The organism is Mesorhizobium sp. M1163 (genome assembly GCF_040318415.1).
Taxonomy (GTDB): Bacteria; Pseudomonadota; Alphaproteobacteria; order Rhizobiales; family Rhizobiaceae; genus Mesorhizobium.
The window spans coordinates 101,303-121,061 of the sequence record NZ_JAMYMF010000008.1 but is presented as its reverse complement, the minus strand read 5'-3'; the positions used below and the strand labels follow the sequence as shown (position 1 = coordinate 121,061).

The window sequence follows — 19,759 nt, the reverse complement described above, 5'->3', positions numbered from 1 at the left end:
ATGCTTATCGACCTGGCTTGGCGACACGAGTGCGACGTCCTCTGTCATCTTGCTCCGGGTCGATCTGTGTGTGGCGGGCACGCGGTGTCCGTTTGTTTCAAAAGGGAGGACTGACATGAGGAAATCACTATTGCTCGCTGCCGCCGCCATCATGGCGTTGGGTGCCGGGCCGGCTATGGCCAAGAAACAGCTCGTCATCGTCGTGAAGGGTCTCGACAATCCATTCTTCGAGGCCATCCACCAGGGTTGCGAGAAATGGAACAAGGAAAACGCCAGCTCGGAATATGAGTGCTTCTACACTGGACCGGCGTCGACCTCGGACGAGGCCGGTGAAGCCCAGATCGTCCAGGACATGCTGAGCAAGCCCGACACTGTGGCGATGGCGATTTCGCCATCGAACGCGCCGCTGATCGCGCAGACGATCAAAAGCGCCAATCCGTCGATCCCGATCATGACCCTCGACGCCGACCTCAGCAAGGAAGATGCGGCGCTGCGCAAGACCTACCTCGGCACCGACAACTACCTGATGGGTCACAAGATCGGCGAATACATCAAGAAGGCCAAGCCGAATGGCGGCAAGATCTGCACCATCGAAGGCAATCCGGCGGCCGACAACATCCTGCGCCGCGCGCAGGGCATGCGTGACGCGCTTTCGGGCAAGGACGGCCTCGCCGCGCTGGCAGGCGAAGGCGGCTGGACGGAAGTTGCCGGCTGCCCGGTGTTCACCAATGACGACGGCGCCAAGGGCGTGCAGGCGATGACCGACATCCTCGCTGCCAATCCCGATCTCGACGCCTTCGGCATCATGGGCGGCTGGCCGCTGTTCGGCGCTCCGCAGCCCTACCGCGACCTGTTCAAGCCAATGGCCGACAAGATCGCCAGCAACGCCTTCGTCATCGGCGCCGCCGACACGATCGGCGACGAGGTGGCGATTGCCCGTGACGGGCTGGTGACCGCGCTGGTTGGCCAGCGGCCGTTCGAGATGGGCTACAAGGCGCCCTCGGTGATGATCGACCTGGTCGAAGGCAAGCCGGTCGCCGATCCGGTGTTCACCGGCCTCGACGAATGCACCAAGGACACGGTCGACACCTGCATCCAGAAGTAGGTTCGCAGTTTCGGGGCGCCCTTCGACGGGCGCCCCGTCACAGACCGTCCATACGAACGCACGAGGCGACGCTGCTTTGGAGCGTAGGCCGCTGCTTTGTCGTGTCCTGAGTTCAGGCTTTCGACAGGCAGCTGCCGGGGAATACGAATGCCGGACGCGACATCAAAAAAGCGACCCGCCAAGTTGAAGGCCGAGGCTGAACGGCCGGCCGGCGTTCGGCGTGCCGACGCCGCACACTTTCCCGGCTCGAGTGTGCACGCCTCGCTGGCCAACGAAATCGGGCTGAGGATCGTGCGCGGCGATTATCCGCCGGGAACCATCCTGCCCAACGAGGCCAAATGGTCGGAGACCTTCGACGTCAGCCGCTCGGCGGTGCGCGAAGCCATAAAAATGCTGATGGCGAAAAGCTTGCTTGCGTCGCGCCCGAAGATCGGCAGTTGGGTCGAGCCTAAGGAGCGCTGGAACCTGCTCGATCGCGATGTGCTGGCCTGGTACGCGACCTCGCCGGACCGCGAGGTGTTTCTCAGGACGGTGCAGGAATTCCGCCACATCATCGAGCCGGAGGCCAGCGCCTTTGCCGCCATGCGGCGCACCGACGAGCAGATGGCCGAGATCAGCCAGGCCTGTCGCGAAATGGGCGAAGCGACCAACCTGCAGGAGCGAACGCGCGCCGACACGCGGTTCCACCTCGCCATCCTGCGCGCCTCGGGCAACGATCTGCTGGTGCCGCTCGGCGTGCTGATCGAATCGGCGCTCGATCACCTCTTTGTTTTCGTCACACGCGAAACCAGCGACCAGCGTCGGGCGCAGGCACTGCACGAGGCGATCGAGAAGAACATCCGCCTGCAGCGGCCCGCCGCAGCCCGTGCCGCGGTGCACAGGCTTCTCGCCAACACCGACGATGTTATCGGGCGGTCGCGGCGGTGATGGTTGCACCAGGGCTGGCATTGCTCCGAACGATTGCAAAACTCGGCATTCCTTCGCGCCCCTCTCTGTCCTGCCGGGCATCTCCCCCACGAGGGGAGATTGGATGCCACTTCGGCTTTCGCTAATCATCAACGTTAGGCAATGAGGGCGGCGACCTCGGATGGGCCAGGGATTCGGACTTTTTTACCGCCGCAGCGTATTTTGTTCTTGCTTTGTGCCGGCAGCTATGCTACTAATTTGGTTATGGTGCTGATTGGCGCCGGCGACCCGCCTACCGAGGCGGGTTTTTTGTTTTCGGCTTTGAAATTGCAGTGTTGCCGATCTGAGGTCTGAGGGACAGCACCCTCTGCCCTGCCGGGCATCTCCCCCAACAAGGCAGGGCAAATCGCGTAAGGAGTCCCCCCTCATCCGGCCGCTTCGCGGCCACCTTCTCCCCGCTGGGGAGAAGAGGCTGACGCCGGCGCTGGCGATCTCCTCTCCCCTCGGGGAGAGGTTGGATTGCCCCGAATTGCCCTTTGCAATTCGGTTGGCAATCCGGGTGAGGGGGCTCTTGCCTACATGCGATTGCACTGCCTCAAGGGGGAAGATTGGCAGCTTCGCCAGTGGCGCTGACGCCTCGGAATGTTGCGGCAAGCTTGCGTGGCCAAAAGCTGATCGGCCGGCTCAGATCGTCTGCTTCTTGCCATCCCTGGTCGGCATCAGGTCGACGCCGTTGACCTTGCCGATATGCGTGGCCAGCATCGGCACATACTGGTCGGCGGGGCCGGCCGCGAAGGCGCCGGCGAAGGCGTTTTTGGTGGCGTTGCCGAGTGGGTTGGCGATGCCGGCAGCACCCGCCATCGATTCGAGATAGGTGAGATCCTTGAAGGCGTTGGCGATGCTGAATTTGTGCGCGTCGCGGTCGCCTTCCAGCGTCCAGCGCATGAAGGTCTGGTAGAAGCCGCAATCCATGCGGCCGTTGCGGATGACGCTGTCGAAGCGCGGCGGCGAGATGCCGACCTTCTGCGCCAACGCCAGCGCCTCGGAATAGATCGCGGCATAGCCGAGCGAAATGAAGTTGTTGAGCAGCTTCATGCGGTGGCCGTCGCCGGTGTCGCCGATATGGACGATGCGCCCGGCCCAGGTTTCGAGCACCGGCTTCAACCGGGCAAAGACCGCGTCGGGCGCGCCGACCATGGCATCGAGCGTCCCTTCCCACGCTTCCTTCGGCGTGCGGCTGAGCGGGGCATCGACATAATCGACGCCGAGCGCCTTGAGTTCGGCGGCCAGCGCCACCGTCGAGACAGGATCCGAGGTCGAGCAGTCGACGGCGACCGATCCCGGCTTCAGGCCTTCCTTGAGGCCGCCTGGGCCGCGGATGATGGCTTCGACCTCGCGCGAGCCGGTGACGCAGATGAAGACGATATCGGATGCCGCGGCGACGTCGCGCGAGGTCGCCGCTTCCTTGGCGCCGCGGCCGAGCAGGTCTTCCGCCGGTGCGCGGTTCTTGCGGCCGAGAAACGTCAACGGATAGCCCTTGTCGACGATGTTCTTCGCTATGCCGTGCCCCATCAGGCCAAGCCCGATGAAGCCGATCTTTTCGCTCGCGGCGGTCGTGTTCATGTCGTTTCGTCCTATTTTGCAATGATGGATGACGGCGGTGCACCTTGCCGGCGAATTGTTGAAGCGGGTTTTTGCCGCATGCCATGGCAGGCGATTGCAGAGTTCGATATTGTCTGACAATACACATGAATCTTAGGGAGAGCAAAATGACGAAGCGGATTATGTTCACCGGCGGCAGCGGCAAGGCCGGGCGCCACGTCGTGCAGTATCTGGTCGAGCAGGGCTGCCAGGTGCTCAACATCGACACCAAGCCGCTCGACAATCCCAAGGTGCGCACGCTGATCACCGATATCACAGACAGCGGGCAGGTGTTCAACGCGCTGTCGAGCTATATCGGCCTGCATGAATTCGACCCGTCGCTGCGCACGCAGCCGGTCGATGCCGTGGTGCATTTCGCGGCGATCCCGCGCATCATGATCACGCCCGACAACGAGGTGTTCCGCATCAACGCGCTCGGCACCTACAACGTCATCGAGGCCGCCGTGAAGCTCGGTATCCGCAAGGTGGTGATCGCCTCCAGCGAGACGACCTACGGCCTGGTCTTCGCCAACGAACCGCGCGATCCGACGTATTTCCCGCTCGACGAGGAATACGACGTCGATCCGATGGACAGCTATGCGCTGTCCAAGGTCGTCAACGAGAAGACCGCGCGCGCCTTTGCGCTGCGCAGCGGCTTCGACATTTACGCCTTGCGCATCGGCAACGTCATCGAGCCGCATGAATATTCGCTGTTTCCGAAATGGTTCGCCGATCCGGGCTTCCGCAAGCGCATCGCCTGGAGCTATATCGACGCGCGCGACCTCGGCCAGATCACGCTGCGTGCCATCGAGAAGGATGGGCTCGGCTATCAGGTGTTCAACGCCGCCAATGACGACACCTCGTCCGACCTGCCGACAGCCGAACTGCTGAAGCGGTTTTACCCCGATGTGCCGGTCAAGGGCGAACTTGGCGAATACGAGACGCTGCTCTCCAACCGCAAGGCACGCGACATGCTCGGCTTCCGGCCGGAACACAGCTGGCGGAAATACGTCAAGGCGAGCTGACCGGGGCAGCTGACGCGGAACCGGCACTGGGCCAGCCCCGACTTGCTGGTCATGAGGCCAGGCTCACGTGTTTGCCGCGCGCGGCAAACTCGAGCTACTTGTCTTTCCAGAATTCGGCCTGGAGTTGCGCCGCTTCATCGGCAAGCAGCGGGCCGACGACTTCGGTCGGACGCTGCCCAGCTTCGAAGACGATCCTGCAGGGCAGGTCGAGTGTGGGGTTTTCGACATGTGCGCCTGTCGACGCCTTGAGGTCATGTTCGCTCTGGCCAAAGACGACCCGTCCGATGCCCGCCCAATAGATTGTGCCGGAGCACATCGCGCAAGGTTCGGCCGAAGTGTAGAGTGTGCAAGAGGCCAGCTTTTCGAGACTGAAATTCATCCCTGCCCATGAGGCCAGCAGCCTTTCGGCATGAGCGGTGCGGTCGCCCCCGCCGGCTTTGTAAGCGTTGGGCTGCTCGCGCAAAACATTGCCGTCCTTGTCAGCGAGGAGCGAACCAAAGGGATGTTCGCCGGCATCGCGGGCCTTGCGCGCGACTTCGAACGCCTGACGGAGCAGGCGCCCATCATAGGGGCGTTGTGGCATCGGCGGATCCTCCGGCTATGCCGCTGGACCATAGTGCCGAACAATCCGCCGACACAAGTCGGCGGCCTAAAACGCGTCGCGTTCGACCGGCCTCATGCTACGCGCTTCAGGTTCTTGTTTTGATGCATGTCGTATCGCAAAACCGCTGCACACTTTTGCGCGACATGCATCAGGACTCGTTGCGATTCGGGCGTTGAGCCAGCCAGATGCTGTCGATGACGAAAATGACGCCGGCGATCTGAGGCAAGGTCAGCGTCTGATCCAGGAATACCCATCCAAGCAGCACGGCGGTCACCGGGCTGAGGAAAAGCAGCGACGACACCACTGCGGATTCCAGTCGCGCAATGCCCCGGAACCAGAGGACATAGGTCAGCGCCGCGCCGATCAGGCCGAGCCACGCCAGTCCAAGCAGGTTGGTGCCGGTCGGGAGCGGGATGGAAGGCTCGAAAAGCAGCGTCACCGGAACGAGAAGCAGACCACCGGCAGTCAGCTGCCATGCCGTAAAGGTAAGCAGCGATACTGGCGGTTGCCACCTACGGGCCAATACGCTTCCGAAGGCCATGGAGGCCGCCCCGGCGAGGCCGGCGGCAACGCCGACCGCATCGAGCGTCGCGTTCGGGGTCAGCACCAGCAATGCAACACCGGCGATCCCGACAAGGGCAGCGACGATCGCTAACGGTCGGACAGGGCTGGCAAGCAGGGCAGCGGCAAGGAAAATCACGATCAACGGCTGGACCGACAGCACCGTCGCGGCGACCCCGCCCGGAAGCCGGTAGGCGGCGACAAACAACATGCTCAGGAAGATCGAGATGTTGAGGGCTCCGAGCACGAAACTGCGCAGCCACCAGATGCCCGTCGGCAGTTGCCGAACGATCGCCAGCAGCAGCAATCCGGCGGGCAGGGCACGCAGCATTGCGACCGTCATCGGCGAAAAGTTCGGCAGGAACTCGGTGGTGACGATATAGGTGCTGCCCCATATTGCCGGTGCAATGGCCGTAAGCAACAGATCGGAACGGCGCGTTTTCATAAGATTTCCAGTACTTCGGCAAGAGGGCGGCGCGGCTTTTGCGGCCAGTTGCCGGGCGCGGCGCGGCCGACCGCGATGAGCATCACCGGCACTTCATTCAGTCCAAGGCTAAACTCGCGGGCCACGCCTTCGGCATCGAAGCCTCCCATCGGACCAGCGACGAGCCCCAGCGCTTCGGCTGCAAAAATCAGCGTTGCAGCGCCAAGCGTTGCCGAGCGCACCGCTTCGTCGCGGGCTGCCCGAGGATCGGCATATTGTGCGCGGGCGCTTTCCTGCCAGCCCGAAGCCATATCCGCCGGCATGAAGCCGGCTTGCACGAAAGGATGCAGCCTTGCTGTGAGGGCAGCGTGGTCGGGCAATACGCCGCAGACGATGAAGGTGACCGCTGCTTCCTGCATCTTGGCCTGGCCATGGGCCACGCTGCGCAACCGCGCCTTTGCTTCCGGCGTCCGCACGGCGATGAACCGCCAGTTCTGAAGGTTGTAGGCGGTTGGCGCGCGGGTTGCGAGACGTGCCAGTTCCTCGACCTCGGCATCCGTCAATGCGTACGAGGCATCGAACCGATTGGCCGACATGCGTCGCTCGATAAGGGAGATTGTGGGGTTGGTCATCATATCATTCCGAAATTGAGAAAGTTGTTCGGGAAGCAGATATGGAATTTACCAACAGACGATAATATGTGACAATTGAAAGACATTGTTTACTGGGAGAGAATGGTGCAGTGGATCGCCTGACTGCGTTGCAGGTTTTCCGTCATGTGGCGGAACTGAACAGCTTTGCCGAAGCCGGACGGCGGCTCGGTCTCTCGCCTCCCGCGATCAGCAAGAACATCGCCGAGCTGGAGGCGCATCTGGGGGTGCGGCTCATCAACCGGACGACGCGGCGGATGGCCCTGACCGAAGAAGGCAGGATCTATCTGGAGCATGTCACGCATGGGCTCGATGCGCTGGCCAGGGCCGACCAGGTCCTCGGTCCGATCAAGACGGCGCCGAGCGGCACGTTGCGGGTCAGCGCGCCGATGACTGTCACGTTGACACGGCTTTCGGCTGCCATTCCCGAGTTTCTATCGCGCTATCCCGATTTGAAGCTCGATCTGCACCTTGACGACAGGCGCGTCGATATCGTGCGGGAGGGATTTGACCTTGCCATTCGGGGCAGCGACAATCTCGAGGATTCCAGCCTGGTCGCCCGAAAGCTTGCGGTCATGCCGCACGTGCTTTGCGCAGCTCCGTCTTATTTCGAGGAGCATGGCCGGCCCAAGACGCCTGCCGATTTGAAGGCGGCCAATTGCATCCGGTTCAGCCTCTCGGGGCATGCGGACATATGGGAATTCCGCAAGGACGGCCGCAGCGAGCGGATCGCCATCGACGGAAGATACACGGTCTCGTCAAGCCTTGCCGTGCGCGATGCGTTGCGTGCCGGCTTCGGCGTCAGCCTGATCCCCTATCCCTATGTCGAAAGCGACCTGAAAGCAGGGCGGCTGCAATCGGCTCTGGATGACTGGGACAAGGTCGAAACCACACTCTACGCGGTCTATCCGGCACGGCAGCATCTTGCCCCGAAAATCCGCGTCTTCCTTGATTTCCTGATCGAGGAATTCAGTCGGGACAAAGAGAAGCCGTTCGTGCCTCCCCGGCGTGAACGCCCGGCAAAGCGCGGTGTCGGCGAGGCGACGGATACGGAAAATCAAACCGAGATATTGCCGGCGATTTCATCTCCTTGACACGCCTCCAAATCCGGACTTTGTGGAGCCATGCAGGACGCGAAGCCGAATAAGGGAAAGACAGCGGCCGAGGCGTTCGCCGAACGCACGAGCGGTATTCGCCGCGCCGATGCGGCGCGCATGCCGGGGTCGAGCGTGCATGCGTCGCTGGCCAACGAAATCGGGCTGAGGATCGTGCGCGGCGACTATCCGCCGGGAACCATCCTGCCCAACGAAGCCAAATGGTCCGAGACCTTCGACGTCAGCCGCTCGGCGGTGCGCGAAGCCATCAAGATGCTGATGGCGAAGAGCCTTTTGTCGTCACGTCCCAAAATCGGCAGCTGGGTCGAGCCGAAGGAGCGCTGGAACCTGCTCGATCGCGATGTGCTGGCCTGGTACGCGACCTCGCCGGACCGCGAGGTGTTCCTCAGGACGGTGCAGGAATTCCGCCACATCATCGAGCCGGAGGCCAGCGCCTTTGCCGCCATGCGGCGCACCGACGAGCAGATGGCCGAGATCAGCCAGGCCTGCCGCGAGATGGGCGAGGCGACCAACCTGCAGGAGCGGACGCGCGCCGACACGCGGTTTCATCTCGCCATCCTGCGCGCCTCGGGCAACGATCTGCTGGTGCCGCTCGGCGTGCTGATCGAATCGGCGTTCGATCATCTGTTCGCTTTTACGACCCGGGAACTCGACGATTTGCAGCATGCGCAGAGGCTGCATGAGGCAATCGAGAAGAGCATCCGCCTGCAGCGGCCGGACGCGGCACGCAATGCAGTGCGCAAGCTGCTGGCCAATACCGACGGCGTCATCAAGTCCAGATAGCCGCCGTTCGGCTCCCGGTTTGAGTGCTCAGTCGAACGGTCCGGTCGCGAGATGCCGCCGGGTCAGCCCGAGCAGCAAGGCCTGATCGCGGGCGGCGTGTTCGGGCGGGTTGACGATGGGGTCGCCATTGACGATCGCCGCCCAGAAGCCACGCATCTCCTCGACGAAGGCTTCCGCGTAGCCGGCGCGCAAATCTTTCTTCGACAGCGTGTGACCGTGCGAGGTCGTCACCGTCAGCCGGGTCGGATGATGGTTGAGCCAGGGCGAGGGGAATTCGAGCTCCAGGCTGGCATCGTCGAAGAACAGCGTGATCCGCTCCTTGTAGTCGGCGAGCTTAGGTACGGTAAGATGGATCATGGTCCACAGCGCCTGTCCGTCCAGCAGCTTGACGGCGCCCTGGCCGCCGTCGCCATTGGCAAAGATCTGCGCGCCGACGATCTCGCCGTCCGGCACGCCGAGCGCATCGAGCAGGCCGTGAACGGCATTGACATCGTGAATCAAGGCCGAGCTGTAAGCGCCGGTAAATCCACGGAAAGCGAGATCAGTGAAAGGCACGCCAATGGCTTGTTCGACCTGGCGCTTCTGCTTGGCGGCGACAGCGGCGACCATGTCCTTCGGGATATCGGTGCCGCGCCTGTAGGGCAGGTGGGCGATGAACGGCCAGGCGTCGGGATCGTTCACTTCCACCGAGACCGAGCGCAGCGTGCTCGATGTCCCCGGCAGCGAAGCGAGCGCCAGCCGGTAGCTCGGATCGAAGCGCTTCATGTAGCCGACTTGCATGATTTTCCTGGCGGCATCGCGCGCGGCGACGATCTCGGCGATTTCCGCCAGGGAATAGCAGAGCGGCTTTTCGCAAAAGACATGCAGGCCGCGCGCCAGCGCCGCCAGCACCTGTTCGTGATGCAATGGGTCCGGCGAGCCGATCACTACCGCGTCGAGGCGCTGGTCGAAGAGCTGGTCGATCGTTTCGAAATTGGCGATGCCATGGGTGTCAGTGACGAACTGCCGTGAAATCCTGGAGGGGTCGGCGACGCCGACCAGCTCGAACAATTCACCGAGGCGCAGCAGATTGGGAATATGCTCGACCTGCGAGATCATGCCGGCGCCGACGACCCCGACGCGTAACCTGCTCATGCCATCATCCCCGCGATGTCCGATTGTCAGCTCAAGCCGCCGCAGGCGGCCGGTTGCCGATCTGGGCGAGCAGGCCGGCAATCTCCGCCTCGACCGCCTTCAGATCCTCGCCACCCGACATGATCGAGATGACCTCGTCGCGCGAGATGTCCGATTTGGCGTAGGTACCGCGATTGCGGCCGCGGTTGAGCAGCGTGAAGGTGTCGCCGACCGGATAGGCATGGTGGATGTTGTGGCTGATGAAGATCACGGCCAGGCCCCGCATGCGTGCTTCGATGATGAACTTCAGCACCATCGCCGCCTGGTGGACGCCGAGTGCCGAGGTCGGCTCGTCAAGGATCAGCACGCGCGCGCCAAAATGCACGGCGCGGGCGATCGCCACCGACTGGCGCTCGCCGCCCGACAGCGTGCCGACGGCTTGCGTCGGGTCGCGCACATCGATGCCGATATCGGCCATTGCCTGCCTGGCGATAGTGTTGGCGCGCTCCTTGTCGATGCGCGAGAAGGGCAGGCTGCTTTTGGTCGGTTCGCGGCCGAGGAAGAAGTTGCGGGTGATCGACATCAGCGAGATCATGCCGAGGTCCTGGAACACCGTTGCCACGCCGAGCTCCTGCGCGTCGCGCGGGCTGCGGAAGGTGACCGTCTTGCCGTCGACCAGGATTTCGCCTTTGCTCGGCCGGTAGACGCCGGACAGAACCTTGATCAGCGTCGACTTGCCGGCGCCGTTGTCGCCGAGCAGGCAGTGGACCTCGCCCGGATAGACCTTGATGCCGATGTCCTGGAGGGCGCGCACCGAGCCGAAATTGACGCTGACGCCGCGCAGTTCCATTGCCGGTTCGGTCATTTGGGCCGGTTCGGTCATTTGGGCCGGCTCGGTCATTTGCCACCTCCGCGGCCGAGCGCCTTCAGCCTGATGTAGTTGTTGACCAGCACGGCCATCAGGATGACGATGCCGAGGAAGACCTTGAACCAGTCGGTGTCGATGCCGGTGTAGAAGATGCCCATCTGCACCAGCCCGAAGATCAGCGCACCGAACAGCACACCATAGACTGTGCCGTAGCCGCCGGTGAGCAGCACGCCGCCGATGACGGCGGCGATGATCGCCTCGAACTCCTTGAGCAGGCCGCGCGTGGTGTCGGCGGAGCCCGCCTCCATCACCTGGATGGTGGCAAGCAGCGTCGCCGCGCAAGCGGTGTAGACGAACAGGCTGATCTTGACGCGATCGACCGGCACGCCGACGTTGCGGGCTGCGATCAGGTCGCCACCGGTGGCGAAGATCCAGTTGCCGTATTTCGTCTGGGTGAGCACGTAGCCGGCCAGCGCCGTCAGGCCAAGCCACCAGACGATCGACATCGGAATGCCGGCGACGAAGGGAATGCCGTCGCTGCGGGTGCCGATCCAGCCTTGCGCGCCCATCCAGTGGAACAGGCCGGTGAGCAGATGGCCGTTGAAAATGCCGGCCGTCGCCGGGTCCGGTACGCCTTCGAGGATGTAGGGAATTTGGGTGCGGCCGGTGACGGCGCGGGTGATGCCGATCGACAGTCCGCGCAGGATATAGAGCGTGGCGAGCGTGACGATGAAGGAGGGCAGGCGCGTCTTCACCACGATCAGGCCGTTGAGATAGCCGGTGAGGATGGCAACGGCGAAGGCACAGGCGATGCCGCCCCATAGCGGCAGGCCCCAGTACTTCACAGTTAGCCCGATGACGACACCGGCAAAGCCGACCATGGAGCCAACCGAAAGGTCGAACTCGCCGGCGATGATGAGAAGTGCTGCTGCCGTGGCGACGATGCCGAGCTCCGCCGACAGCGTCAGGAAGGTCATCGACCCCTGCAGCGAATAGAGGTTCGCCGCGCCCGGCAGCAGCGCAAAGATGATGATCGTCGCAAGCAGCCCGCCGGCAGCACCGGCTTCCGGCCGGCGCAGCCACTGGGTCAGCTTGCCGGTGCTGGCCAGCCGCTCGTCGGCGCCGGCGGCCCGCTTCGACGTCATGCCGAAGCGGTCGGTCGCCTTCAGTTCGCCCGGAGGTATCGCCTTGTCTTCCACGACCGCCATTAGGCTCTCCAATCGCTCAATTCGCAATCTTCGAACGGATCGGGAGAGCGCCTGGCGCATTCTCCCGTTCCGTCGGAGTGCTGGCCTAGCGGATGCCCTCTTTGGCGAGGGCCAGGATCGCCTTGGCTTTTTCGGGCGAGTCGATGAACAGCGGCCCGGTATAGGCGTTGTTCTGCGGCCAGAAGCCGTGCGTCGCCTGCTCGACCAGATAGATCACCGGCAGATAGCCCATCAGATATTGCTGGGCATCCATCCCGAAGCCCATTTCGCCGGCGACGACAGAGTCGAGGACCTCCGGGCTGATGTCGAAAGTGTAGAGCTTGAGCTTGCCGAACAGTTCCTTGTCGCGGAACATCGGGATCAGCGGATTGGCGGCGGTGGCACCAAGCGCAAAGACGGCTTGGGTGTCGGGATGCGCCGACAGATAGGCTTCGGTGCGGCGCTGGATGTCGGCCGGATCGGGCGCCACGGCCAGAACCTCGGTGCCGCCGCCGGATGGCTTCAGCCCGTCATTGAGGCCCTGGCAGCGCTGGTCGAGGCTGACATTGCCGACCTCGTGGTTGATGCAGACGACCTTGAGCGTGCCTTCCTTGGCCAGCCGCTCGCCGGCCTTCTTGCCGGAATCATATTCGGAAACGGTGCCGACATAGAGCGTGGTGCCGAGCTCGGCGCCTTCCTTCTCGCCGGAATCCAGAACCACCATCGGAATATTGGCGGCAAGCCCGGATTTGACGGATTTGCCGAGTGCATTGGCGTCGGCGATGGAGACCGCGATGCCGTCCGGCTTGGTGGCGATGGCGGCGTCCAGAAGCCGGGCCTGCTCGACCACGTCGAAGACCTGCGGCGCGTAATATTCGACCTTGGCGCCGGTGAGGGCGGCCGCGTCATCGACGCCGCGCTTGACCACCGACCAATAGGGATCGGACGCCGACCCATGCACGACGAACGTGATGTGGACGTCCTTCGGATCCTTGAGGCCCGCGGCATATGCAATGCCTGTCATCAGGCCCGCCGTGACGAAGGCGCCCAATGCCGCTTTCAGAAGAGTTTTCATCTTATTCTCCCATTTGTCGTTGCAGTTCCAATCCCTCTGGCGCCGTTTTCCGGCCGCGACGATCGGCTCACGTCGCGGATCGGGTGGCCGCTTTGCGGGCCTTTGCCGACGTCAATCGCTGTTCGCCCGCGTTGTTGCCGCGGGCTGATGTTGACGATCGCCCGGCCGAGAGTGCTGCGCGAAGCTCCTCGCGCAACGGCTTCATGCCGATGACATCGATCGGCTGTGCGGCGAGCCAGTCGCGAAAGCCCTGGTCGCGGAACAGCTCGTACTCTTCGGTGCGGATATAGGCGGAGCGCGGCTCGATCAGCTCGAGTTCACCGGGCGCGTTGCAATGCAGGCAAAAGAAAGTCAGGCCCTCGCGCACACCCTCGATGAGCGCTTTGTAAACGGGCTCGATCGGCCTGGAGCGCGGCCGGCCCCAGGTCGTCTGGATGGCGGCGTCGAAAATGGCAAAGCCGCCGGCGCAGGCCAGCGCCACGCCGCGCTGGAACGCCTCCTCGGTGACGCCGACCAGATTGTCGTTGGGGGAATAAGCGGACAGGGTCTTGGTCAGCAGCACGGGCAGCTGATATTCGAGCCCGAGCTTGATGTAGATGTCGCAAAATTCGGGCGACAATGCTGCGCCCATATGCGCGTCGAGGTGGGTGACGTCGATGCCGGCGCGATAGGCGGTGTCGATCTGGGCGCGAAGCTCGGCCTCGACCGCCTGCGGCACCGCCTTGCGGCGCGTGGTCGCCACGTCGGGCCATAAGAAGCCGAACTCGTCGGTCAGGCCGGCCGCCCGCGACGGCGCGGTCAGCGGCCGCCATTTGTAGTGCTGTTTCTCGCTGTTCAGCGTCAGGTGGACGCCAAGGTCAAGGCCAGGGTTGGCTGCGGCGCTTTCGGCCATTTCGAGGAACCACGGGCACGGCACCATCACCGCGCCGGAACTGCAGACACCTAGCCCGTTCAATTCGAGAAAGGCGCTGTTGGCGCCGTGGCACATGCCGACATCGTCCTCGTGGAGCACGATCCGTTTGCTTGAGCCGGCGGCGTTCACGAATGTCGGCCTTTCCGCCGGCGCGCCGGTCTCGAGGGTCTTCCAAAGTGTGTCCCGTATTTCATGGAACCAACCGTTTGCCCAACTGGCCGGAATGGAACGCCGAAAGCTGGCTTTCCGACAGGGCCACTTTGGCGAATTCGGATGGGTACGATTTGCCTGCCGGCTGAGACACTTAGCTGCCGATTTCCCCAATCAGGGTTCAAAACCACTCATAGGAACCGTCTTCCGGGCGCAGATGGCTTGGTCGAATAGCGGCGGAGTGGTTCTTCCAAACTGTGCCCACAAGCCTACAGCTGTCCACACCATCAAGCGACCCACATTACCAAGTGACCCAACTACCAAGTAACTTGGAGGCCTGTCATGTACACCGCCGGCGAAGAGGAAATCGAAGCCATTGCCAGGGTGATCCGCTCGGGCGCGCTGTTTCGTTACGGCAAGGACAGCGAATGCGACCGCTTCGAGGCCCGCTATGCGCAGCATCTTGGCGTCGAGCATTTCGCACTGGCCGCCAGCGGCACCTATGGGCTCGCGGCCGGCCTGATCGGGCTCGGCATCGGTCCGGGGGACGAGGTCCTGGTGCCCGCGCACACCTATATGGCGACAGCGACCGCGGTGCTGTCGGTCGGGGCCATTCCCGTCATCGTCGACATCGACGAGAGCCTGACCATCGATCCCGTCGCCTTGCGCGATGCCATAGGGCCGCGCACCAGGGCGGTCATCCCGGTGCATATGTGGGGCGCGGCCTGCAACATGAATGCGATCATGGACATTGCTGCCAAGCGCGGCTTGCTGGTGCTCGAGGATGTCTGCCAAGGCATCGGCGGCGGCTATGAGGGCCGCAAGCTCGGCTCGATCGGCCATGCCGGCGCCTATTCCTTCAACTACTTCAAGAACATGACCTCGGGCGAGGGCGGCGGCATTGCCACCAGCGACCCGAAAGTGGCGGAGCGGGCGCGCTGCGCCATCGACCCTTGCCATTTCTACTGGCAGGGCAGAAGCGACAGCATCAAACCCTTCGCCGGCATCGGCGCGCGTGCTTCCGAACTGATGGGGGCGATGCTCAACGTCCAACTCGATCGACTGGACGGCATCATCGAGGCGATGCGCGCCGAGAAGAAGATGGTGCTGGCCGGCACCCGCCATCTCGGCAATCTCGGTCTGACACCGTCGCCGATGAACAGCCCGGACGACGATTGCGCCGCACAGGTGATGTACCTACTGCCGAGCGAGCAGGCGGCGCAGACTTTTTCGAAGACCATTCCGAGCGTCGTTGCCGGCAAGACCGGCCGTCACAATTTCACCCAGTGGGACCAGGTGCTGATGCATGAAGGGGCGCATCATCCGGCGCTCAATCCTTATGCATTGCCCGAGAACCAGGGCCTGCGGCTGGATTACGCCGACGACCTCGGCAAGCGCTCGCTCGACATCCTCAATCGCACGGTGATGATCGCCATGAACCCGGCGCATGACGATACCGATATTCAGGACATGATCCACAACATCGACGCGGCGGCGCGGGTGGCGCTGGAAAATGCTTCGCTGGATGATGTCGAATTGCGCAAAGCGGCACCGGTTGATCTGCAGAAGTTCGACAGTGTGAACTAGACCAGTTCCGACGCGGTTTGCTACCCTGCGGCCGAGTTCCTTGTCCGGCGGCCGGGCGAGGATTCCGGCCGGCATAACCGGGCGTCAAAAAATCCGCAGGCCCGTGTCGGATAGGCCGGGCTCCCGCTCGTCCTAGGGGCATCGATCACCAACCACGGAGGATTAACGATATGCCCGGCACCGTACGTCTGCACCGCGTTCTGACAACCAGCCCGGAGAAAGTCTACCGCGCGTTCCTCGAAGCGGATGCACTTGCGAAATGGCTGCCGCCGAACGGCTTCACCTGCACGGTTCATCACTTCGAGGCGAAAGTCGGCGGTACGTTCAAAATGTCCTTCCGCAACTTCACCACCGGCGACAGCCACTCGTTCGGGGGCGAATATGTCGAGCTCGTGCCCAATGAGCAGCTGCGCTACACCGACCGGTTCGACGACCCCAACCTGCCCGGCGAGATCGAGGTGACCGTGACATTGAAGAAAGTGTCGGTCGGCACCGAAGTGAATATCACGCAGGCCGGTATTCCAGATGCCATCCCGGTTGAGGCCTGCTATCTCGGCTGGCAGGAGTCGCTGCGAAATCTGGCGAAACTCGTCGAACCCGAGATCAAGCAGTAGGGTAAGCGCGCGCGGCTGATCCGTGGGGGCGATCTCTTCGCGCCAAGAGAGCGAAGCGGGCGCTGCCTTGGCTGCATCGGCGTCGCTAGCCGGGATCCTAGGGATTCCCGATCTTGCCAGGCAACATGCGCCGGCGCCGGAAAGCCCGGATTGGGGAAGCCTGGCTCTAGCTTCTGTCCAACCTTAGGAACGCGGCGCGCAGCGCCAGCACCGCGCGCAGGATCTGGCGTTCGTCCATTGCCGCATAGCCGAGCAGCAGGCCGTGCTCGGGTTCTGTGGAATGGTAGTTGATCGAGATGCCCTGGACGTCGAGCCCCTCCTTGACGGCGGCGGCGACCACGTCGCTGTCCTTGTAGGGCCTGACGAAGCTCGCCAGCAGCTGCATGCCGGAATCGTTTTCCGTGACGGTCAGCCATTCCGCCAGATGCTCCTGGCACAGCTTGACGAAGTTCGCCTGCCGGCGCGCGTAGAGCCGGCGCATGCGTTTGAGGTGCGTGGCGAAATAGCCCTGCGTGATGAAATCGTTGACCGTTGCCTGCAGGATCAGCGGCGCGAACTGGCCGGTGATGCTCACCGCCCGGTCGAACGGCACCGACAGTTCGCGCGGCACGATCAGATAGCCGATGCGCAGCGCCGGGATCAGCGTCTTGCCGAAGCTGCCGATATAGACGACGCGGTCGGCATGATCGAGCCCGCGCAGCGCCGGCACCGGCCGGCCGCGGAACCGGTATTCGCCGTCATAGTCATCCTCGACGATCCAGGCGCCGTTGCGTTCGGCGATGTCGAGCAACTGCAATCGCTCCTCGATGCGCATGATGGTGCCGAACGGCCATTGGCAGGATGGCGTCACATAGATCAGCCGCGGCGGCGGCAGCTCCGGATCGGCAAGATGCCAGCCACGCCGGTCGACCTTCAACGGTGCCAGCCTGGCGCCGCTGGCGAGAAAGGCGCTCTTGGCGCCGAGATAGCCGGGCTCCTCCATCCAGACATGGTCGCCTTCGTCCATCAGCACGCGCGAGACGAGATCGAGCGCTGCCTGCGCACCGGTGACGATGATCACCTGGTCGGCGGTGCAGCTGATGCCGCGCGACAGGCCGATGGTCGAGGCAATGGCCTGACGCAGGCCGGGGTGGCCGGCAAAGGAGAGATAACCGAGCAGGCTCTCGTCGCGGCTGCGTGCATTGCGCACCAGAAGGCTTGACCAGATGGTGAACGGAAACGACGCCGTTTCAGGCACGCCGGGATGGAAATTGATGACGCCGGCATTACGCGGCGGTTGCGGGCCGTTGACGATGGTCTGGCCGCGCCGCGACAGTTTTTGCGGCGCTGCCAGTCCGGCGAGCAGAGATGCCAACGGGCGGTTCTGCTGGATCGGCGCTACCCAGGTGCCCGATCCGGCGCGCGCCTCGATAAAACCTTCGGCAAGGAGCTGGTCATAGGCGGCGATGACCGTGTTGCGCCCGACCTTGAGGTCTTCGGCCAGCGAGCGCGTCGACGGCAGCAGCGTGTTCTGCGGGATTTGGCCGTCAAGGATGAAGCGTCGCAAGGCGCCGTAGATCTGACGATGCATCGGTTCTTCCGAAGCGCGGTCGACCGACATGATGTCGAGGGAAAGGCGCATGTGGTCGGCCAAGGCACTATCCCCCGACGAACCGGGCGGCGCGGGCGATCTTTTCCTCGTTGAGCCGACAGACGGTATCAAGCACCAGTCGCCTGGTTTCGGGGTGGACCTCGCGGCTGTTCTTCAGCGCGCGATGAACGGTGGCGGCGCCAAGTTCCGCCTTTTCGGCAATCTCCCGGATGGTGCAAAGCCGTTCCATGCCAAGCGCAGCTTCGAAAGCCATGTCGCTCCTCCTCGGTTGCATCAAGGCACGGCTTCCGGCCGGCCTCAAGCTCGAACGTCGGGTTTTGAAATCCAGAGCCGGGATTCTGCGATCCGCGCCGCGCAGGGAGCAAGGCGGCGCGGATCGCCGGGCGCATTCGCGTCGCTAACCCCATCGAGGCGCGCGCCCATTGTGTTCCCCCGGCTCGCAAATGCGGGCCGGTCAGTTTGCCTGCCGCGTCGCCACTTCGAAGCCGGCCTCGCGGGCGGTGGCGAGCAGCGAGAAATAGCCCTTGCTGGCATAGGTCAGCGGATGCGCCTTGGCCGGATCCTGCTCGGCCTCGACAACGATCCAACCCTCATAGCCGCGCGCGGCGAGGGGTTTCAGCAATGACAGGAAATCGACCGAGCCATCGCCGGGCACGGTAAAAATGCCGTCCACTACCGCCGCCATGAAGCTCATGTCCTCGCGGCGTGCCTTTTCCAGGACCGCCCTGCGAACATCCTTGCAATGGAAATGCACGATACGATCGAGATGCCGCTGCAACAGCGATTGCGGGTCGCCGCCCGAAAACAGGCAGTGGCCGGTATCGAACAACAGTCCGACGCTGTGCCCCGTCGCCGCCATCAGCCTGTCGACTTCATCGTCCGTCTCGACGATGGTGCCCATGTGGTGGTGGAAGGCCATGCCGACCCCGAATGCGGCCATGCGGGTGGCGAGGGCGGTCAGTTTCTCGCCATAGGCCCGCCAGTCGCCGTCGCCGAGGCGCGGACGCTCGGAGATCGGTGCGAAAATGCCGTCATGGCGACCGCGCGAGGTGTCGGCGTAGACGACGATCTTGGCGCCGAGGTCGCGCAGCAACGCCAGATGCGGGGTAATCGCCGCGAATTCCTCTTCGACCGTGCGGTCGAGGATGCGGCCATCATACCAGCCGGAGACGAGTTCCAGGCCATAGGAGGACAGGAGCGGCCCAAGCACCTCAGCCTGGCGCGGAAATTTCCCGCCGAGCTCGGTGCCGCGATAACCGGCCTGTGCGGTTTCGGACAGGCAGGTCTGCAGCGGCGTGTCGCCGCCAAGCGCCGGGACGTCGTCATTGCTCCAGGTAATGGGATTGATGCCGATCTTGACCGTCATGACGCCAGGCTTTTGCAGGCTTGCGAATGCAAGCCAGCCTGCAGACTGGCGACAAAGAGGCCCTGTCACTAGGTCCAGTTCAGCCTGATTTGGCAGAACCAATCAATAGTGACCGATTCTAGTCTTCCTTTGGGCGGCCAAAAAGGACGCGCAGTTCGTCCTTTGCGTCCTCCAGCACTTTCTTCTGCGCCGCCGGCAGGTTCTTGCCGGCGCGGTTGATGTAGAAATTCAGCATCGACATGGCGGATTGAAACGGCCCCGCCTTGCGCCGGTCGCTGTGCTCGGCCGAGCGCTTCAGCGAGGCGGCGATCTTCCTCGGATCGTGGGATTCGAAGATGTGCTCCTCGAGATCCAGCGCGTCGCTATGCTCGGTGACGTCGGCAGACCATTTCCGTTGCGCGGTCATGGCAAACTCCTTCCACAAGCTCGTTCGAAAAGAAAACGCCCTATGGTGCGCCACTGTTCCACTTCGGCCCGAATC

Annotated in this window: 20 protein-coding genes; 7 read left to right on the top strand and 13 right to left on the bottom strand. The window is 63.3% G+C overall.

Translation table 11 applies throughout. From position 1 onward, the window contains the following. Positions 1 to 115 precede the first annotated feature (115 nt). Positions 116 to 1,105, top strand: coding sequence for a sugar-binding protein (locus NKH43_RS10305; RefSeq protein ID WP_352481576.1), 990 nt, complete (start codon positions 116 to 118; stop codon positions 1,103 to 1,105). Positions 1,106 to 1,252: 147 nt separating this feature from the next. Continuing rightward, positions 1,253 to 2,032 carry a FadR/GntR family transcriptional regulator gene (locus NKH43_RS10300; protein ID WP_023721256.1) on the top strand — a complete coding sequence of 260 codons (780 nt, stop codon included), beginning with the start codon at positions 1,253 to 1,255 and terminating at the stop codon, positions 2,030 to 2,032. A 663-nt stretch (positions 2,033 to 2,695) separates the two neighbouring features. Here NKH43_RS10300 and NKH43_RS10295 read toward each other — a convergent pair. After that, the gene (locus tag NKH43_RS10295; protein ID WP_352857971.1) at positions 2,696 to 3,634 is read right to left on the bottom strand and encodes an NAD(P)-dependent oxidoreductase; all 939 of its coding nucleotides are present in this window, start codon (positions 3,632 to 3,634) and stop codon (positions 2,696 to 2,698) included. 146 nt (positions 3,635 to 3,780) lie between these two features. Here NKH43_RS10295 and NKH43_RS10290 point away from each other — a divergent pair, with 146 nt between their 5' ends. Further along, positions 3,781 to 4,677, top strand: coding sequence for an NAD-dependent epimerase/dehydratase family protein (locus NKH43_RS10290; protein WP_352857968.1), 897 nt, complete (start codon positions 3,781 to 3,783; stop codon positions 4,675 to 4,677). 94 nt (positions 4,678 to 4,771) lie between these two features. On the opposite strand, the gene NKH43_RS10285 is transcribed toward NKH43_RS10290, so the two are convergent. The 3 genes from NKH43_RS10285 to NKH43_RS10275 form a co-directional block, all read right to left on the bottom strand. After that, positions 4,772 to 5,260, bottom strand: a complete 489-nt coding sequence (locus NKH43_RS10285; protein ID WP_352857965.1) for a nucleoside deaminase — start codon at positions 5,258 to 5,260, stop codon at positions 4,772 to 4,774. 169 nt (positions 5,261 to 5,429) lie between these two features. Continuing rightward, positions 5,430 to 6,287 carry an EamA family transporter gene (locus NKH43_RS10280; RefSeq protein WP_352857962.1) on the bottom strand — a complete coding sequence of 286 codons (858 nt, stop codon included), beginning with the start codon at positions 6,285 to 6,287 and terminating at the stop codon, positions 5,430 to 5,432. After that, a complete protein-coding gene (locus NKH43_RS10275) occupies positions 6,284 to 6,898 on the bottom strand; it encodes a nitroreductase family protein (protein WP_352857960.1) in 615 nt (204 codons plus the stop codon). The genes NKH43_RS10280 and NKH43_RS10275 overlap by 4 nt, the downstream gene beginning before the upstream one ends. Positions 6,899 to 7,008: 110 nt before the next feature. On the opposite strand from NKH43_RS10275, the gene NKH43_RS10270 reads away from it, so the two are divergent. After that, positions 7,009 to 8,010, top strand: coding sequence for a LysR family transcriptional regulator (locus NKH43_RS10270; RefSeq protein ID WP_352857957.1), 1,002 nt, complete (start codon positions 7,009 to 7,011; stop codon positions 8,008 to 8,010). A gap of 30 nt (positions 8,011 to 8,040) precedes the next feature. Continuing rightward, entirely contained in the window at positions 8,041 to 8,814 is a 774-nt protein-coding gene (locus NKH43_RS10265) for a FadR/GntR family transcriptional regulator (protein WP_023721247.1), read from the top strand. A gap of 27 nt (positions 8,815 to 8,841) precedes the next feature. On the opposite strand, the gene NKH43_RS10260 is transcribed toward NKH43_RS10265, so the two are convergent. From NKH43_RS10260 to NKH43_RS10240, 5 genes are all read right to left on the bottom strand, one after another. After that, on the bottom strand, positions 8,842 to 9,948 hold the full coding sequence (locus NKH43_RS10260; protein ID WP_352857955.1) for a Gfo/Idh/MocA family protein: 1,107 nt from the start codon (positions 9,946 to 9,948) through the stop codon (positions 8,842 to 8,844). Positions 9,949 to 9,979: 31 nt separating this feature from the next. Further along, complete coding sequence (locus NKH43_RS10255) at positions 9,980 to 10,792, bottom strand: ATP-binding cassette domain-containing protein (RefSeq protein WP_352858090.1); 813 nt, start codon at positions 10,790 to 10,792, stop codon at positions 9,980 to 9,982. A 32-nt stretch (positions 10,793 to 10,824) separates the two neighbouring features. Continuing rightward, complete coding sequence (locus NKH43_RS10250; RefSeq protein ID WP_352547088.1) at positions 10,825 to 11,940, bottom strand: ABC transporter permease; 1,116 nt, start codon at positions 11,938 to 11,940, stop codon at positions 10,825 to 10,827. Positions 11,941 to 12,088: 148 nt separating this feature from the next. Then, positions 12,089 to 13,057: a rhizopine catabolism ABC transporter substrate-binding protein gene (locus tag NKH43_RS10245; RefSeq protein ID WP_023721243.1), complete on the bottom strand. Its 969-nt coding sequence runs from the start codon at positions 13,055 to 13,057 to the stop codon at positions 12,089 to 12,091. Positions 13,058 to 13,124: 67 nt separating this feature from the next. Further along, positions 13,125 to 14,099, bottom strand: coding sequence for a polysaccharide deacetylase family protein (locus tag NKH43_RS10240; protein ID WP_352857952.1), 975 nt, complete (start codon positions 14,097 to 14,099; stop codon positions 13,125 to 13,127). 363 nt (positions 14,100 to 14,462) lie between these two features. Here NKH43_RS10240 and NKH43_RS10235 point away from each other — a divergent pair, with 363 nt between their 5' ends. After that, positions 14,463 to 15,707, top strand: coding sequence for a DegT/DnrJ/EryC1/StrS family aminotransferase (locus NKH43_RS10235; protein WP_023721241.1), 1,245 nt, complete (start codon positions 14,463 to 14,465; stop codon positions 15,705 to 15,707). Between the two features lie 170 nt (positions 15,708 to 15,877). Next, the gene (locus NKH43_RS10230) at positions 15,878 to 16,321 is read left to right on the top strand and encodes an SRPBCC family protein (RefSeq protein ID WP_352481566.1); all 444 of its coding nucleotides are present in this window, start codon (positions 15,878 to 15,880) and stop codon (positions 16,319 to 16,321) included. Between the two features lie 166 nt (positions 16,322 to 16,487). Here NKH43_RS10230 and mocR read toward each other — a convergent pair whose 3' ends face one another. The 4 genes from mocR to NKH43_RS10210 form a co-directional block, all read right to left on the bottom strand. Next, entirely contained in the window at positions 16,488 to 17,954 is a 1,467-nt protein-coding gene (mocR, locus tag NKH43_RS10225; protein WP_352857949.1) for a rhizopine catabolism transcriptional regulator MocR, read from the bottom strand. Positions 17,955 to 17,958: 4 nt separating this feature from the next. Next, on the bottom strand, positions 17,959 to 18,165 hold the full coding sequence (locus NKH43_RS10220; RefSeq protein WP_023721239.1) for a LacI family DNA-binding transcriptional regulator: 207 nt from the start codon (positions 18,163 to 18,165) through the stop codon (positions 17,959 to 17,961). Positions 18,166 to 18,366: 201 nt separating this feature from the next. Continuing rightward, positions 18,367 to 19,278, bottom strand: coding sequence for a myo-inosose-2 dehydratase (iolE, locus tag NKH43_RS10215; RefSeq protein WP_352857946.1), 912 nt, complete (start codon positions 19,276 to 19,278; stop codon positions 18,367 to 18,369). A 118-nt stretch (positions 19,279 to 19,396) separates the two neighbouring features. Continuing rightward, complete coding sequence (locus NKH43_RS10210) at positions 19,397 to 19,684, bottom strand: DUF3175 domain-containing protein (RefSeq protein WP_023721237.1); 288 nt, start codon at positions 19,682 to 19,684, stop codon at positions 19,397 to 19,399. Between the last annotated feature and the right edge of the window lie 75 nt (positions 19,685 to 19,759).